Consider the following 15,685-nt stretch of genomic DNA (forward strand, 5'->3'; position numbering starts at 1 on the left):
CCGTCCTCGGGCACGGCGCCGAGGGCGAGGCGGTGGCCGCCCGCGTCGCGGGCACGGCGAGCCCGGCCGCCACCGGTACCGCCGCTACCGCCGCCGAGGCGGACCGGCGGTTCGCCGAGGGCCTCGCCGCGCTGCTGCGCGAGGGGCACCGCGCCTTCGTGGTGCTCGGCCCCGCCTCCCCGCTCCTCGACCGGGCCCGGGCAGACGCCGGGGACGCCGGGGACGCCGGGTTCCTGCCGTCGCTGCGCGCGGGGGAGGAGGCCCGCCGCACCCTGCTGGACGGTCTGGGCGCGCTGTACGTCCGGGGTGCCCGGATCGACTGGGCGCGGGTGCACGGCGAGCCCGTCGGCCCGCCCGTGCCGCTGCCCGGCTACCCGTTCCAGCGCGAGCGCTACTGGCTGTGGAACGGCGGCCCCCGGCCGGAGGGGGCACCGGCGCACAGTGGCGGGCCGCTGGTCGCCCAGGTGCGGCTGGTCGGCGCCGACGGCGCGCCGGTGGCCCTGGCCGAGGGCGTACGACTGGAGGCGGTGCCGAGCGCCGCCGCGCGGCCGGAGCGGGCCGAACCGGGGCAGGCCGTAGCAGAGCGGGCCGTAGCGGGGGAGGCCGTACCCGGGGACCAGGACGTCGACGTCGCCGCGCTGGTGGTCGGCATCGTCGGCCGGGCGCGCGGCGCGGCCGTCACCGGCGAGGACCTGCACCGACCGCTGCGCAGCCTGGGCGCCGACTCGCTGATCGCGATGGACATCCGGCAGACCCTCGCCCGGCGGCTCGGCGTCGACCTCCCGCTGCCCGAACTGCTGGACGGCCGGAGCGTGGCCGAACTCGCGCAGCGCGTCCGGGCCTCGTACGGCGCCGCCGCCACCGCCACCGCCCTGGCGGAGCGGCCCGGTGCGGCGCTGGTCGCCGACCCGGCGGCCCGGTACGAGCCGTTCCCGCTCACCGACCTCCAGCAGGCCTACCTGGTCGGCCGGACGGACGCCTTCGAGCTGGGCAACGTCGCCACCTCCTTCCTGGTCGAGCTCGACCTGACCGACACCGACCTCGACCGGCTCGCCGCCGCCCTGCGGCAGCTGATCGACCGCCACGACATGCTCCGCGCGGTGGTCTCCCGGGACGGGTACCAGCGGGTGCTCGCCGAGGTCCCCGCGTACCGGATCGCCACCGCCGACCTGCGGACCCTCGACGGGGCCGAGCGGGCGGAGCGCCTCGCCGCGACCCACCGGGAGCTGCGCGACCGGGTGTTCGACACCGAGGCCTGGCCGCTGTTCGACGTCCGGGCGACCCTGCTGGACGAGCGCACCACCCGGCTGCACCTCACCTTCGACGCGCTGATCGTCGACGGCCGCAGCTCCGGCGTGCTGTTCCGGGAGTGGGCGCAGGCCTACCGCGACGGCGCCCCCGCGACGCCCGCCCCCGGCGTCAGCTACCGCGACTACGTGCTCGCCGCCGCCCGCACGGACGCCGAGCGGCGCGAAGAGTCGCTCGCCTACTGGCAGGCCCGCCTCGCCACCCTGCCGTCCGCGCCCCGGCTGCCGCTGCGCCCCGGGGCGGCACCGCGGCGGCCGGTGTTCACCCACCGCACGGACCGGATCGAGCCCGCGGCCTGGCAGCGCTTCCGGGCGAACGCCGACGCGGCGGGCGTCTCGCCCTCGGCGGCCCTGTGCGCCGCGTACGCGCAGGTGCTGGGCGCCTGGAGCGAGTCGCCGCGCTTCACGCTCAACCTGCTGGCGTTCCACCGGCGGCCGCTGCACGAGGACGTCGCCCGGATCCTCGGCAACCTCAGCGCGACCACCCTGCTGGAGGTCGACGCCGCCCCCGCCGAGTCCTTCGCCACCGGCGCCCTGCGGCTCCAGCACCAGTTGCTGACCGACCTCGACCACGGCTACGTCAGCGGCGTCGAGGTGCTGCGCGAGCTCAACCGCACCCGGGCCGGGACGGGCCTGGCGAGCATGCCCGTGGTGTTCACCAGCACCATCGGCTTCTCGGCGCAGGACGCCTCCGGTGAGGGCGGCGGCGCCCTCACGGCGCTGACCGCGCTCGGCCGCTCCGGCCGGCTGGCCTCCAGCTCGGTCCGCACCCCGCAGGTCTGGCTCGACCACCAGGCTCTGGAGGAGGCCGGTGAACTGGTCCTGAACTGGGACGTGGTCGAGGAGGTGTTCCCCGACGGCGTGGTCGACGGCATGTGGGAGGCCTACCGGGAACTGGTCCGGGAGCTGTGCGGCGAGGGGGCGTGGCGCCGACCGGCGGCCGTGCCCGTGCCCGCCGCCGACCTGGCCCTGCGACGGGCCGCCAACGCCACCGACGCCCCCGTCCCGGCCGAGCTGCTGCACGACGGCTTCCTGCGGCAGGCCGCGGCCCGGCCCACCGCCCCCGCCGTCATCACCGCCGACCGGACGCTGAGCTACGGCGAGCTGGACCGCCGCTCCGACCGGATCGCCCGCCGGCTGATCGCGCACGGAGCGGGCCCGGGCGTGCCGGTCGGCATCGTGACGGACAAGGGCTGGGAGCAGGTGGTCGCCGCGCTGGGCGTCCTCAAGGCCGGCGCCGCCTACGTGCCGGTGGACGCCGCGATGCCGGCCCGCCGGCTGCGGATGATCGTCGAGACCGCCGGCATCGGGCTGGTCCTGACCCGCTCGGCGCTCGCGGAGACCCTCGAACTGCCGGACGGCACAAAGCTGGTGAACGTGGACACCGAGCCGGAGGAGGACGGCTCCGGCGAGCCGCTGCCGCCCTCCCCGGCCCGGCCCGAGGACCTCGCGTACGTCATCTTCACCTCGGGCTCCACCGGCGTGCCCAAGGGCGTGATGATCGAGCACACCGGCGCCGTCAACACCCTCCGGGACGTCAACGACCGGTACGGCGTGAGCGCCGAGGACCGCGTCCTCGCCCTGTCCGCGCTCAACTTCGACCTCTCCGTCTACGACGTCTTCGGCCTGCTCGCGGCCGGCGGCGCCCTCGTCCTGCCCGACGAGGCCGCGCGGCGCGAACCGGCCGCCTGGCTGGAGCTGGCCGAACGGCACCGGGTGACGCTCTGGAACAGCGTCCCCGCGCTGATGGAGATGTTCACCGACCACCTGCGGGCCGTCGGCGGCACGCCCCCGCTGCGCCTGGTGCTGCTGAGCGGTGACTGGATCCCCGTCACCCTCCCCGAGAGCGTCGCCGAGCTGCTGCCCGGCGCCCGCGTCCACGCCCTGGGCGGCGCGACCGAGGCGTCCGTCTGGTCGATCCAGCACCCGGTCGAGCGGACGGACCGGGAGCGGGCGAGCATCCCGTACGGCCGGCCGATGCGCAACCAGCGCTTCCACGTGCTGGACGAGGCGCTGCGCCCGCGCCCGGCCCTCGTCCCCGGCGACCTGTACATCGCCGGCACCGGCCTGGCCCGCGGCTACCTCGGCGACGAGGCCAGGACCCGCGCCGCCTTCCCGCACCACCCGGTCACCGGCGAGCGGCTCTACCGCACCGGCGACCTCGGCCGCTACCTGCCGGACGGCGAGATCGAGTTCCTGGGCCGCGCGGACTTCCAGGTGAAGGTCCAGGGGCACCGGATCGAGCTCGGCGAGGTCGAGGCCGCGCTGCTGCGCCGACCGGGCGTCCGGGCGGCCGCCGCGGTGGCCGAGGGCGAGCCGGGCGGGCCCCGGCGGCTGCTCGGGTACGTGGTGGGCGACGCCGCGTCGGCCGAGCTCCCGGAGGAGGAACTGCGGGCGGCGCTCGGCCGGGAACTGCCCGGCTACATGGTGCCCGCCCGGATCGTCCGGCTGGACGAACTACCGCTGACCGACAACGGCAAGGTGGACCGCCGACGCCTGCCCGCGCCCGAGCGGACGGCCCCGCGCACCGCCGCGACCATCCCGCCGCGCGACGCGGTCGAACGTCAACTCACCCGAATCTGGGCCGAGTTCTTCCCGAATGCGGCCACCCGGGAGCTCGGCGTCACCGAGAACTTCTTCGACCTCGGCGGCGACTCGATGCTCGCGGTGCGGATGATGGCCCGGATCCACCGGGACACCGGCCGCTCGCTCCCCGTCGCCACCCTGCTCGCCCGCCCGACCGTCGAGTCGCTCGCCGAGGTGCTGCGCGAACGGCCCGCCGACGAGGGCCGGGCGGCGCTCGTCCCGATCCGGGCCACCGGCAGCCGGCCGCCGCTGTTCCTGATCCACCCGGTCGGCGGCGACGTGCTCTGCTACGCGGGGCTCGCCGCCCTGCTGGACCCGGACCAGCCCGTGCACGCGCTCCAGTACCCCGACCCCGAACCCGCTCCGACCGTGGCCGAGCTGGCCGCCCACTACGCCGACGCGATCACCGAGCGCTTCCCCGACGGCCCGTACCGGCTCGGCGGCTGGTCCATGGGCGGCGTGCTCGCCCTGGAGGCCGCCGCGCTGCTCACCGCCCGCGGCGCCACCGTCGAACTCGTCGCGGCCGTCGACCTGTTGGAGCCGCCCGGCCCGGCCGGGTCGCAGTCCGACGCCGACCTGCTCGCCCGGTTCGCCCGCGACCTCGCCGGGCTGGCCGGACGCGACTGGAACCCCGGCCCGGAGGCCTTCGAACCCACCGGCGAACGCACCCCGACCGAGGAACTGCTCACCCGGGCCCGGCGGGCCGCCGTCCTCCCGGACGACGTCGACCCCGCCACCCTGGACCGGCTCGCCGGCCGCTTCCTGCACCTCAGCCGCGCCCTGGCCGGGCACCGGCCCACCCCGTACCGGGGCCGGGTCCGGCTGCTGCGCGCCATGGACGGCGCCACCACCGGCACCACCCGCCGGTGGCTGGACCTGCTCGGCGACGCGGCCGAGGCCGTCGACCTGCCCGGCGACCACTACACCGTCATGCGCCCGCCGCACCTCCCCGCCCTGGCGGCCGAGCTCGACAAGGTGCTGGGCGACCTGTGACCGACACCCGCCGGCCGGACCGGCCGAGCTTGGAGGACGAGCGGATGACCGTCGTCGAACTGCCGCCCCGGGCCCCCGGATCGGGGCCCACCGCCGGTGACGTACTGGACCGGGTCCGGGCCTTCGCCGCGACCCTGCCGGCCCGCGCGCCGGAGGTGGAGCGGCGGGGGCGGATCCCGGCCGACCTGCTCGACGGCCTCAGGGCCACCGGGCTGCTGCGCGCCGCCCTGCCGCCCGCCCTGGGCGGGGTCGAGCTGACCGCGCCGCAACTCACCCGGGCCGTCGACCTGTTGGCCGAGGGCGACGCCTCGGTCGCCTGGTGCGCCGCCGTCGCGCTCAACGCCTCGCTCGCGGTGGTCTCGCTGCCCGCCGAGGTGTTCGCCGAGCTGTTCCCGGACCCGGACCTGATCACCGCCACGGTGCTGCCGCCGCTCGGCCGGGCCGTCCGGCACGACGGCGGGTACCTGCTGTCCGGCCGGTGGACGTACGCCAGCGGGATCACCCACGCCGACCGGCTGCTGGCCGGGTTCCTGACCCCCGACGGCACCCCGCGGGTCGCCGTCCTCCGCACCGCGGACGTCCGGGTGCTCGACACCTGGCACACCACCGGGCTGCGCGGCACCGGCTCCCACGACGTCGAGGTCGCCGACCTGTTCGTCCCGGACCGGCACACCTTCGCGCCCCCGGCGGCCGGCGCCCCGCAGCCGCTCCACCTGCGCGCCGACAACCTCGCCCTCAAGATGGCCGGCATCCCGCTCGGCATCGCCCGCTCCGCGCTGGCCTGCGCCCGGGAGCTGCTCACCGCCCGCGGCCCCGCCCTGCCCAGGGCCTCCGCCCCGGCCGACCTGGCCCACGCGGAGGCCCTGATCGGCGCCGCCGACGCCTACGTCTACACCACCCTGGACCGGGCCTGGGCCGCCCAGGCCGCGGGCCGAGCCCCGGAGCGCGGCACCGCCGCCCTCGCCCGCCAGTACGCCCACCGCGCCTGCCGGGAGGCCGTCCAGCACCTCTACGACCTGGTCGGCTCCGCGGCCGTCTACACCGAGCGCACCCCGCTCGACCGCTGCCTGCGCGACGTCATCACGGCCGGCCGGCACGTCGCCTCCGCCGAACGCGTCCTCGACGCCGTCGGCGAGCTCCGCCTCGGCGGCGACCCGTCCTCGCCCCACCTCTGACCCGCGGACCGATGGACCGGGCGCCGTCCTCCGGACGGCGCCCGGCGGTGGTTCGGAGCCCGGCGGCGGTTCAGAGCACGGCGAGCCGGTCCACCAGGAGCTGCACCCGGCGCCCGGTGTCCTCCGGGGGCAGGCGCCGGGCCCTGGTCAGGGTGGCCTGTCCGTGCAGGGCGGCCCAGAACACCTCGGTGAACAGGCCCGGGTCCACGCCCTCCCCGGCGACGTCGGCGAGGGTCTCCAGCAGGGCGGCGAAGCCGTCCTTCAACGGTTCGGGAGTGTCCTCCTCGGCGAAGGCCAGGCCGCCGTCGAGCTGGAACAGGGCGTCGTAGACCGCCGGGTTGCGGGCGGCGAAGTCGAGGTAGGTGCGGGCCAGGGCGGTGACCCGGGCGCGTGGGCCGTCCGCGGCGCGGGTCGCGGCCCGCAGTGCCGCGGCCATCTCGGTGACGCCCTCCAGGGCGACGGCACCGATGATCTCCCGCTTGCCGCGGAAGTGGCTGTAGAGGACGGGCTGGCTGTACTCGATGCGCTCGGCGAGCCGGCGGGTGGTGACCGCCTCCCAGCCCTGCTGCTCGGCGAGTTCACGGGCCGTCGCCACGATGAGGCGCTCACGTTCCGCCCGCTCGCGCTGCTTTCGTTCCTGTACCGACATGACTCGATCCTAGCACCGCTAGACATTCAAGCGGCAGCAGGTCTAGCATCGACATGTCAGCTAGCAGCGCTAGATACCAGGGGGAATCATGCTCGCCGCACTCAAGGTCCTCACCACCGTGGAACTCGGCGTGATGGTGGGGGTGGAGTTCGCCGTCGCCGTCGTCCTCAACCGGATCCTCAAGGCGCTCCCCGAGGACGCCGGCCAGCTCGGCCGCGCCCACGGGGGGCGGATGCTCGGCGCCGTGATGCCGTTCTGGTACATCGGCTCGCTCGTCCTGGTCGCGGTCTGGGCCGTCGCCGACCGGCACCACCACGGCACCTGGCTCCTCGTCACCGCCGGCGCGCTGCTGATCGTCAGCGTGCTGATGTCGGTCCTGCTGCTCGTCCCGATCAACAACCGGAGCAAGACCTGGACCCCGGAGAACCGCCCCGCGGACTGGCAAGAGCAGTCGGACCGCTGGGACCGCTACCACTACGCCCGGGTCGCCGTGATCGTCGCCGCCTTCGCCCTGCTGGTCGCCGCCCTCGTCTGAGCCCGCAGGCCCGACTCCGGCACGCCCGACTCCGGCACGCCCGACTTCCGCAAGGAGACCCCGATGTCCCTCAAGACCGTGAACACCGCCCTGACCACCGCGGGCATCCTCTTCGTCCTCTGGTTCGGACTGACCTTCGTGCTGGCCCCCGGGACCATCGCGCCGACCTTCGGCCTGCCGAGCTGGCCCGCCGGCGACGGCGGCGGCTTCCTGGTCCTCAAGGGCGTCCGCGACGTCGCGAACGCCCTGATCCTGGGGGTGCTGCTGCTGACCGGTCAGCGCCGCGCCCTGGCCTGGGTCCTGCTGGCCGGGTCCGTCGTCCCGTTCGGCGACATGGCCACCGTGCTCGCCCACCACGGCTCCGCCGGGGCCGCGTTCGGCGTCCACGGCCCGACGGGGGTGGCGATGGTCGTCATCGGCCTGCTGACCCTGTGGGAGACGCGCCGGCTGTCCGGTGCCCCGACGTCCGCCCCGGTTCCCGCCCCGGTCCGCGCCGCGGCCTGAGCGTGGGAGCGCGCGGAGCCCCCGCCCGGGGAAGGTCCCGGGCGGGGGCTCGATGGTGCCGGTGCGTGGGGGCGCTCAGGCCGCGGGGGTGAGCAGGGGGTCGGTGCGGGTGAGGGTGACGCCCATGCGGTGGAAGGCGTCGACGGCGGCGGTGTGGCCCTGGGGGGAGAGGGCGGCGACGGCGTCCTCGACGACGGTGGTGGGGTAGCCGAGGTTGACGGCGGTGCGGACGGTCTCGCCGACGCCGTACTCGGTGGCGATGCCCGCGATGACCAGGTCGGTGGCGCCGAGGCGGTTGAGCCGGTCGGCGAGGTCGGTGCCGGCGAAGGCGTCGATGCCGTACTTGGTGACCACCTCGTTGCCGGGGCGGGCGGCGACCTCGGGGGCGAAGCGGTTGAAGGCGGAGTCGGGGCCGCCGTCGCTGCCGTCCATCCGGGCGTAGCGGACCAGGACGACGGGCCGGCCGGCGGCCTCGAAGGCGGTCTTGAGCCGGGCGGCGGAGCGGACCACCTCGGGGCCGCTGAGCGGGGCGACCGGGCGGCTGACGATCCACTGCTGGAGGTCGACCAGCACCAGGACGGTGCCGGGGGTGAGGGCGGCGGGGGAGTTGGGCATCGGGGTTCCTCGGTGGTCGGTCGTGACGGGTGGCGGCCGGTCGCTCACTCGGCGGCGACGAGCAGGGCGGTCCAGGTGAAGCCGGCACCGGCGCTCAGCAGGATGGCGATCCGGCCGGGTTCGAGCAAGCCGCGGGTGTGCAGGTGGGCCAGGCCGGCGGCGGCGTCGCCCGCGCCCAGGTGGCCGGTGCGGGTGCCCAGGTCGAGCACCTCGACGCCGGTGAGCCCGAGGCGCTCGACGGCCGGGAGGTAGGCGGTCTCCAGGACGGTGCGGCCGAGCCGGGGGAGCAGCAGGTGGCCGAGCCGGGGGTCGTCCGGGGCGAGGCCGGCGTCGGCGAGGGCGCCGCGGACGGCCCGGGCCACGCCCTCGCCCGCGGTGGCGGCGAAGTGCGGGCCGAGGCCGTCGCCGAGGAAGGCCTTCTTGGTGCGCCGGATGTCGAGGGTCTCGCCGTTGGCGCGGGGCGCGGGGGAGAAGGCGTCGTGGCCGCGGTGCATGGACTCCAGGTCGGGGGCGGCGGCGGTGTGCGCGGCGAGCAGCCGGTACGGGCCGCGCTCGCGGTCCAGCACGAGCGCGGTCGCGCCGTCCCCGTAGGCGACCCCGTAGTCGCCCTGCCAGCGGTCGAAGCCGGGGGCGGCGAAGCGGTCGCCGGTGGTGACCAGGGCCCGTTCCAGGGCCGGGTCGGCGGCCAGCCGGACGGCCGCCAGCTCGACCGCGGTGGCCCCGCCGTTGCACATCTGCTGGACGCCGAGCGGCACCGCCCGTACGGCGCCCGCGTGTTGGGCGACGTAGTGGGCGGGGGACCAGAAGTCGTGCCCCTGGTGGTAGATCCAGGCGTGGACGACCAGGCCGACGGACTCGGGCGGGCAGCCGGCCTCGCCGATCGCCTTGGCGGCGGCGAGGACGGCCATCTCGGGGCCCGAGGGGCCGTCGCTGACGGGCAGTTCGAGGTAGCCGTCCTTGGCGGCGTTCTCGGCGGTGACCCGCCCCCCGGCGACCGCCGCTGCCGCGGTGTCCGTGGTCGGGGGGAGCCAGTCGACCACGGCGGCGATCCGGGGCGGTGGGTCGAAGCGCATCGGGGCGGTCCTCAGGGGTAGGGGTCGGCGGGCGGGGCCAACGGGCGGGATCAGCGGGCGGGGTGGTGCAGGGCCTCGTCCAGCAGGGCGGTGACCCGGTGCGCCTCGTGCAGCGGGAGCCGGGCGTGGACGTGCTGGTCGGGGCGGACCAGCACCACGGAGCCGCGGCCGGACCCGCGGCCGGCGGTGCGGCCGGACGACCCGCGGGCGGGGTCGGGCTCGGCCGGTGCGCCGTCGTGCAGGGTGCCGGTGGCGTCCAGCACCCGGACGTCCAGCAGCCCGGGGTGGCGCTTCTCGGCCTGCTCCAGGGCGCGGGCGACCCGCGGCGGCAGGGCGGTTCCGGGCAGTTCGACCAGCAGGGTGTGCTGGAGGTCGGAGACGGCCTCGCGCAGCGACAGCCGGCGGCCGAGCCGGCGGTCCCAGACCTGCCGGTCGGGGGTGAGCGCCCCGGGCACGAAGCGGTGGCCCCAGAGCTTCCAGCTGCGCAGCCTGGTCTCCCGGCCCTCGCCGTAGACGGTGCGCAGGCCGGCCAGCCAGGGGATGTAGTCGAGGTCGAACAGGCCGAACCGGGAGGCGGCCGCGGCGGCCCGGTCGCGGGCGGTGACCTGGGCGGGCTTGCGCAGCAGCCAGGCGCGGGTCTGCAGGTCGGCCTGGCGGACGACGGCGCGGGCGACCTGGGTGCGCTCGGTGTGGTAGCTGTCGAGCAGCGGTGCGCCGGCCTCGCCGCGCCAGACCAGGGCGAGCTTCCAGGCGAGGTTCTGGGCGTCGGTGACACCGGTGTTGAGGCCCTGGCCGCCGGCCGGGCTGTGGATGTGGGCGGCGTCGCCGACCAGGAACACCCGGCCCTCGCGGTAGCGCTCGGCGTGCCGGGCGTGCACCGCGAAGGTGCTGGTCCAGGCCGAGTCGCGGAGGGTGAGGCCGCCCGGGCCGCGCTCGTCCACGACCTGCTGCATCAGCTCCAGGGTGGCGTCCTCGGGGGCGAGGCCGGGCGGGAGCGAGGTGAAGACCCGGGAGCGGCCGCCGGGCAGTCCGATGATCACCAGCACGCCGCGCGAGGAGCAGAAGTAGTGGGCGGCGTCGTGCTTGAGCGGGCCGTCCACGTAGGCGTCGACCAGCATGAAGGTGTTGGGGTAGGTGAGGCCCTCGAAGCTGAGGCCGAGCAGCTCCCGGACGGTGCTGCCGGCCCCGTCGCAGCCGAGGACGTACGCGTACTCGGCGCGCCGCTCGGTGCCGTCGGCGCCGCGCAGCACGGCGACCACGTGGTCGGGGTGCTGCTCCAGCCCGGTGAGCGCGGTGCCGCGTTCGACCTCGCCGCCGAGCCGGGTGACGGCGGCGCCGAGCAGGTCCTCGATCTCGGGCTGGGGGAGGATCACCGGCTGGGCGCGACCGGTCAGGTCGAGCGTGGCGATCGGGCGGCCCTCGGAGTAGTAGTGGAAGGCGTCGACCGGCAGGCTGCGGTCGGCGGTGCCGGCCGGGTCGGCGAGCCGGCGCAGCACCTCCAGGGTGCGCGGCCAGACCAGCAGGGCCTTGGTGAGCGGGGAGGGGGCCGGGGCTCGGTCGACCAGGTGGATGTCGACGCCGCGGCGCAGCAGTTCGGCCGCGGAGGTGAGTCCGACCGGGCCGGCGCCGACGATCAGGACGGGCCGTCTGCCGGTGGGGCGGGGGGCGGTGGGGTCGGCGCTGCTGGTCACGTCTCTTCTCTCGTACGGGTGTCGGGCGGGTGCCGGGCCGGTTGCGGTGCGGGCCCCGTCGTCGTCAGGGGAGGTCGTTCGGGGGCGGGCGGTGCGCCTGGACTACGCGGCGGCGTGCCAGCGCAGCAGGCTGCTGCCGATCGACATGCCGCCGCCGAAGCCGGAGAGCAGCACCAGTTCGCCGTCGCGCAGGGCGCCGGCGCGGTTCGCGGCGTCGAGGGTGATCGGGACGGAGGCGGCGCCGGTGTTGCCGTACTCGGCGACGGTGAGGTGGGTGCGGGCGCGCTCCAGGCCGAGCGAGGGCAGGATCTCGGCCAGCATCTGGCCGTTGGCCTGGTGCGGCACGAAGTGGTCGACCTCGGTGCCGGTGCGGTCGGCCCGGCGGAGCAGCTCCTTGACCGTGAGCGGCAGCCGGTCGGTGACGAACTCGCGGACCTCGCGGCCGTTCATGGCGAACCAGTGGTCGCCCTCGGCCAGGCTCTCGGGCGAGGCCGGTCTACGGCTGCCGCCGGCCGGGACCCGGATGGTGCGGTGGTGCCGGCCGAAGGTCTCCAGCAGGGAGGTCTCGATGCCGTAGCCGGCCGGGACGGGGCCGAGCACGACGGCGCCGGCGCCGTCGCCGAACAGGATCGCGGTGCGGCGGTCGGTGGGGTCGATGATCCGGGAGTAGACGTCGGCGCCGATCACCAGCGCGTGGCCGCCGTCGGCGATCAGGCGGTGGGCGGTGTGCAGGGCGAAGGCGAAGCCGCTGCAGACCGAGTTCAGGTCGAAGGCGGCGGCCTGCTCGGCGCCGATCAGGTCCTGCACGATGGCGGCCGTGGCGGGCTGCGGGTGGTCGGGCGTGGAGGTGGCCACGACGATGTGGTCGAGCTGGCCGGGGCGGATCCCGGCGTCGGCGAGGGCGGCCCGGGCGGCGTGCGCGGCGAGGTCGGAGGTGGCCTCGCCCTCGGCGGCGTAGCGCCGCTCGCTGATGCCGGTCTTGCGGTGGATCCACTCGGCGGTCACGCCGGCCCGGGAGCCGACCAGGGTGTTGTCGACGGCGTTCGCGGGCAGGTGCGACCCGGTGCCGAGGATGCCGATGGACGACGCGTGCTGCTGCGCTGTCTGCATGATCGATACAGTATCAGAGGCCTGACTTAGGTCAATGCCTTGTCCAGTATCGCAATGTTAATGAATGGGTGGACCATAGGCTGTGTCCGAAGCATGAGGCCTCCGGAGCGTGGGGCGTCCGACCCCGGACATGGGAAAGGCCGCCCCCTCGACGCCCCGGGTGGTGATCGGGCGTCCAGGGGGCGGCCTTCCGCCCCGTACTGCGGTGCTGCCGCGGTGCGGCTCAGTCGGTCTTGCGCAGAGCCGCCGCCGAGCGCTCCAGCAGCTCGCGCAGCTGGGCCTGCTCGGTGTCGTCGAAGGCGTCGGTGAGCCGCTTCTCGACCCCGCGGGCCAAGGTGTCGGCCTTCTTCGCCAGTGTGCGGCCGGAGCGGGTGAGCTTGGCCACGAGCACCTTCTGGTGCACGCTCGACGTCTCACGGGTGATGAGGCCCTTGTTCTCCAGATTGGTCAGGATCGTGGTCATGGTCTGCGGCGTGACCATGCACTCCCGGGCCAGCTGCGCCCCGGACATTCCGGAGGACTGCTGGAGCACGAGCAGGGTCACGTACTGCGGAACCGTCAGGTCGACGGTGCGCAGCGCGCGGGTCTTCTCGCCGATCAGCGCCTGCTCGGCCCGCTTGATGGCATGGCCCAGGCGGTCGTGGAAATCGAGCGGAGCTGAGTTCGGCTGGTTGGAGCTGTTTTCGGTCACAGTGATCGCATCCCTGGCTGCCCCCCACGGCGGATTATTCGGACTTTAAGGTACATCAGTGGGCTGATCAGTCGCTACGTACGAACTGATTCGGGCCAACCGGGTCGGCTTCCGGTACGGACACCGCTGCCACGGCGCGCCGCAACAGTGAGCGGAAAACCACCACCTCCTCCGCCAGGAACGAGCTGACCAGCCGTTGTTCGGCCGTGTGCTCGGCCGCCTCGCCCCGGACCGTCAGGGCCCGGCCCTCCTCGGTCAGCCGCGCGGTGAAGACGTGCGAGTGGACCGAGGAGACCTGCCGGCGGACCAGCCCGCGCCCCTCCAGGGAGGCGAGCCGGGTGGCCATGGTCTGCGGCGTGACCAGGCAGTGCCGGGCCAGCTGGGCCCCGGACGCGTCCGGGTGCTCGGCCAGTACCCGGAGGGTCAGGTACTGCGGCACGGTCAGGCCGACCGTGCGCAGCGCCCGGCCGCGCGCGGCCATCATGGTCTGCTCGCACTGCTTGAGGAGGTGTCCCAGCCTTCGGGAGGGGACGTCCTGGTCGGGGGGAGCCACGGGGCCTCCTCGGTGGTCGGAACCTGAACTGCTACTCAGAACCTTAATACTTCGTAGAGCCCTGATTGACAACTCGGAAAACGAACTCGTCTGCGGGGCAAGTCAGTAGCGGGTTCCGACCGGAGCCGGGAGGGAGTCCAACGCGGCCAGATCATCGGCGCTCAGCAGGACCTCGGCGGCCGCGGCGTTCTGCTCGATGTGGAGCCGGCGGGTGCTGCCGGGGATCGGCACGACGTGCTCGCCCTGGGCCAGCGTCCAGGCCAGGGCGACCTGGGCGGGGGTGGCGCCGTTGCGGGTGGCGACCTCCTGGATGCCGTCCGAGATCCGCTGGTTCTGCGCCCGCGCCTCCTCCTGGAAGCGCGGCAGCCGGGCCCGGAAGTCGTCCTGGTCCGGCGCGTTCTCGCCGTCGAAGCGGCCGGCCAGGAAGCCCCGGCCGAGCGGGGAGAACGGGACGAAGGCGGCGCCGTTGGCCTTGCACCAGGGCAGCACCTCGGCCAGCGGGTCCCGGCTCCACACCGACAGTTCGGACTGCACGGCGCCGACCGGGGCGATCGCGTGCGCCGCGTCCAGCTGGCCGGCGGAGACCTCGCACAGGCCCAACTGCACGATCTTGCCCGCCTGCTGGAGCTCGGCCAGGGCGCCCCAGCTCTCCACCAGCGGGACCCTCGGGTCGACCCGGTGCAGGTAGTAGACGTCGATCCGGTCGGTGCCCAGTCGGCGCAGCGAGCCCTCCACCGCGGCGCGCAGGTGCTCCGGCCGGCCGTCGGCGGACACCTGCACCGAGCCGAGGTGGGACTCCGGGCCGGCCTTGAGGCCGCCCTTGGTGGCGAGCACGACCTGCTCGCGCAGCCCGCCGCGGAGTGCCTCGCCGAGCAACTCCTCGTTGGTGAAGGGGCCGTAGAGGTCCGCGGTGTCGAGCAGGGTGATGCCGAGGTCGACGGCGTGCCGGATGGCGCCGATCGACTCCTCGGTGCTCTGCAGCTGGGAGGTGTACACCCAGTTCATCCCCATGCAGCCGAGGCCGATCGGGCCGACGGCGGGTCCCTCGGCGCCCAGGGTGCGCTGCTGTGCCATGGAAGGTCTCTCCTCGTGGTTGGTGCGGGTCGGGGGGTGGGGCGTGGGGGCGGGGGTGGTGGAGCGGGCTGGGGAGGAGCGCGGGTGACGGGGTGTCAGTAGCGCGAGCCGACCGGGGCCGGCGCGGAGTCCAGCTCGGTCAGGTCGGCGTCGGACAGTCGCAGGTCGGCCGCGCCGGCGTTCTCGGCGAGGTGGCCGATCCGCTTGGTGCCGGGGATCGGGACGACCTGCTCGCCCTGGGCGAGGGTCCAGGCCAGGGCGACCTGCCCCGGGGTGGCGCCGTGCCGTTCGGCGACCCGCCGCAGGGTCTCGACGATGGCGAGGTTGGCGGCGAAGGCCTCCCGGGCGAAGCGCGGGTTGGCGGTGCGGTAGTCGTCCGGCGCGAAGGCGTCCGGGCTGGTGTAGCCGCCGGTGAGGAAGCCGCGGCCGAGCGGGGAGTACGGGACGAAGGCGGCGCCGTGGGCCGAGCACCAGGGCAGCACGTCGGCGAGCACCTCCCGGCTCCACAGCGACAGTTCGGTCTGGACGGCGGCGACCGGGTGGACGGCCTGCGCGGCCGCCAGCTCCTCGACGCCGACCTCGGAGAGGCCGATGCCGCGGACCAGGCCGGCCTCGACCAGTTCGGCCATCGCGCCCCAGGACTCGGCCAGCGGGACGTCCGGGTCCACCCGGTGCAGGTAGTACAGGTCGACGTGGTCGGTGCCGAGGCGCTTGAGCGAGGCGCGGATCGAGGCGTGGATGTGCTCGGGGCGGCCGTTGCGGTACATCGGCCGGTCCGGCTCCTGGACCAGCCCGACCTTGGTGGCCAGGACGGCCCGCTCCCGGCGGCCGGCCAGTGCCCGGCCGAGCAACTCCTCGTTGCTGTGCGGGCCGTAGACGTCCGCGGTGTCGATCAGGTTCATGCCCTGGTCGAGGGCGTGGTGGACGACCTCGACCGAGGCGGCCTCGTCGTAGCCGCCGGTGGTGTAGAAGTCGGTCATCCCCATGCAGCCGAGGCCGATGGCTCCGACGTCGAGGCCGGTGGGGCCGAGCTGGCGGCTGTGCATGATCTCTTCCTTCGCGGTGGTTCGGGGGTGCGGCGGGCGGCAGCGGGTGCAGCGGGTGGCGGAGGTGCGGGAGGTACGGAGGC

General features: G+C 75.3%; 13 protein-coding genes. 4 read left to right on the plus strand and 9 right to left on the minus strand.

The features are described 5' to 3' along the window. Nucleotides 1–356: 356 nt before the first annotated feature. Complete coding sequence (locus tag ACFY2K_RS04365) at nt 357–4,886, plus strand: amino acid adenylation domain-containing protein (RefSeq protein ID WP_387709717.1); 4,530 nt, start codon at nt 357–359, stop codon at nt 4,884–4,886. After that, nucleotides 4,883–6,061: an acyl-CoA dehydrogenase family protein gene (locus tag ACFY2K_RS04370; RefSeq protein ID WP_380523188.1), complete on the plus strand. Its 1,179-nt coding sequence runs from the start codon at nt 4,883–4,885 to the stop codon at nt 6,059–6,061. The genes ACFY2K_RS04365 and ACFY2K_RS04370 overlap by 4 nt, the downstream gene beginning before the upstream one ends. Nucleotides 6,062–6,131: 70 nt before the next feature. Here the strand turns inward: ACFY2K_RS04370 and ACFY2K_RS04375 are convergent, their stop codons facing one another. After that, complete coding sequence (locus ACFY2K_RS04375) at nt 6,132–6,710, minus strand: TetR/AcrR family transcriptional regulator (RefSeq protein WP_375887262.1); 579 nt, start codon at nt 6,708–6,710, stop codon at nt 6,132–6,134. 88 nt (nt 6,711–6,798) lie between these two features. Here ACFY2K_RS04375 and ACFY2K_RS04380 point away from each other — a divergent pair, with 88 nt between their 5' ends. Together ACFY2K_RS04380 and ACFY2K_RS04385 are read left to right on the plus strand one after the other, a co-directional pair. Further along, nucleotides 6,799–7,245, plus strand: coding sequence for an anthrone oxygenase family protein (locus ACFY2K_RS04380; RefSeq protein ID WP_380586694.1), 447 nt, complete (start codon nt 6,799–6,801; stop codon nt 7,243–7,245). Between the two features lie 63 nt (nt 7,246–7,308). Then, nucleotides 7,309–7,749, plus strand: coding sequence for a DUF4267 domain-containing protein (locus ACFY2K_RS04385; protein WP_380523186.1), 441 nt, complete (start codon nt 7,309–7,311; stop codon nt 7,747–7,749). Nucleotides 7,750–7,824: 75 nt separating this feature from the next. Here the strand turns inward: ACFY2K_RS04385 and ACFY2K_RS04390 are convergent, their stop codons facing one another. The 8 genes from ACFY2K_RS04390 to ACFY2K_RS04425 form a co-directional block, all read right to left on the minus strand. Then, the gene (locus tag ACFY2K_RS04390) at nt 7,825–8,364 is read right to left on the minus strand and encodes a cysteine hydrolase family protein (RefSeq protein WP_380523185.1); all 540 of its coding nucleotides are present in this window, start codon (nt 8,362–8,364) and stop codon (nt 7,825–7,827) included. A gap of 44 nt (nt 8,365–8,408) precedes the next feature. Continuing rightward, nucleotides 8,409–9,437 (minus strand): 3-oxoacyl-[acyl-carrier-protein] synthase III C-terminal domain-containing protein, encoded by a 1,029-nt coding sequence (locus tag ACFY2K_RS04395; protein ID WP_380639487.1) that lies wholly within the window; start codon nt 9,435–9,437, stop codon nt 8,409–8,411. 50 nt (nt 9,438–9,487) lie between these two features. Then, nucleotides 9,488–11,128 (minus strand): FAD-dependent monooxygenase, encoded by a 1,641-nt coding sequence (locus tag ACFY2K_RS04400; protein WP_380639489.1) that lies wholly within the window; start codon nt 11,126–11,128, stop codon nt 9,488–9,490. A gap of 102 nt (nt 11,129–11,230) precedes the next feature. Next, complete coding sequence (locus ACFY2K_RS04405; protein WP_375887277.1) at nt 11,231–12,238, minus strand: 3-oxoacyl-ACP synthase III family protein; 1,008 nt, start codon at nt 12,236–12,238, stop codon at nt 11,231–11,233. A 223-nt stretch (nt 12,239–12,461) separates the two neighbouring features. Further along, the gene (locus tag ACFY2K_RS04410; protein WP_375887278.1) at nt 12,462–12,929 is read right to left on the minus strand and encodes a MarR family winged helix-turn-helix transcriptional regulator; all 468 of its coding nucleotides are present in this window, start codon (nt 12,927–12,929) and stop codon (nt 12,462–12,464) included. 67 nt (nt 12,930–12,996) lie between these two features. After that, on the minus strand, nt 12,997–13,482 hold the full coding sequence (locus ACFY2K_RS04415; protein WP_375887281.1) for a MarR family winged helix-turn-helix transcriptional regulator: 486 nt from the start codon (nt 13,480–13,482) through the stop codon (nt 12,997–12,999). Between the two features lie 102 nt (nt 13,483–13,584). Further along, nucleotides 13,585–14,556, minus strand: a complete 972-nt coding sequence (locus ACFY2K_RS04420) for an aldo/keto reductase (RefSeq protein ID WP_387709538.1) — start codon at nt 14,554–14,556, stop codon at nt 13,585–13,587. Nucleotides 14,557–14,651: 95 nt separating this feature from the next. Continuing rightward, nucleotides 14,652–15,602 (minus strand): aldo/keto reductase, encoded by a 951-nt coding sequence (locus ACFY2K_RS04425; RefSeq protein ID WP_375887286.1) that lies wholly within the window; start codon nt 15,600–15,602, stop codon nt 14,652–14,654. Nucleotides 15,603–15,685 lie beyond the last annotated feature (83 nt).

Origin of the sequence: Kitasatospora sp. NPDC001309, assembly GCF_042896295.1 — a bacterium.
GTDB lineage: Bacteria > Actinomycetota > Actinomycetes > Streptomycetales > Streptomycetaceae > Kitasatospora.

Excerpts from the sequence above, each read along its gene's own strand:
- ACFY2K_RS04375 (WP_375887262.1), bottom strand. The coding sequence starts at position 6,710 with ATGTCGGTACAGGAACGAAAGCAGCGCGAGCGGGCGGAACGTGAGCGC.
- ACFY2K_RS04395 (WP_380639487.1), bottom strand. The coding sequence starts at position 9,437 with ATGCGCTTCGACCCACCGCCCCGGATCGCCGCCGTGGTCGACTGGCTC.
- ACFY2K_RS04405 (WP_375887277.1), bottom strand. The coding sequence starts at position 12,238 with ATGCAGACAGCGCAGCAGCACGCGTCGTCCATCGGCATCCTCGGCACC.
- ACFY2K_RS04385 (WP_380523186.1), top strand. The coding sequence starts at position 7,309 with ATGTCCCTCAAGACCGTGAACACCGCCCTGACCACCGCGGGCATCCTC.
- ACFY2K_RS04390 (WP_380523185.1), bottom strand. The coding sequence starts at position 8,364 with ATGCCCAACTCCCCCGCCGCCCTCACCCCCGGCACCGTCCTGGTGCTG.
- ACFY2K_RS04380 (WP_380586694.1), top strand. The coding sequence starts at position 6,799 with ATGCTCGCCGCACTCAAGGTCCTCACCACCGTGGAACTCGGCGTGATG.
- ACFY2K_RS04420 (WP_387709538.1), bottom strand. The coding sequence starts at position 14,556 with ATGGCACAGCAGCGCACCCTGGGCGCCGAGGGACCCGCCGTCGGCCCG.
- ACFY2K_RS04425 (WP_375887286.1), bottom strand. The coding sequence starts at position 15,602 with ATGCACAGCCGCCAGCTCGGCCCCACCGGCCTCGACGTCGGAGCCATC.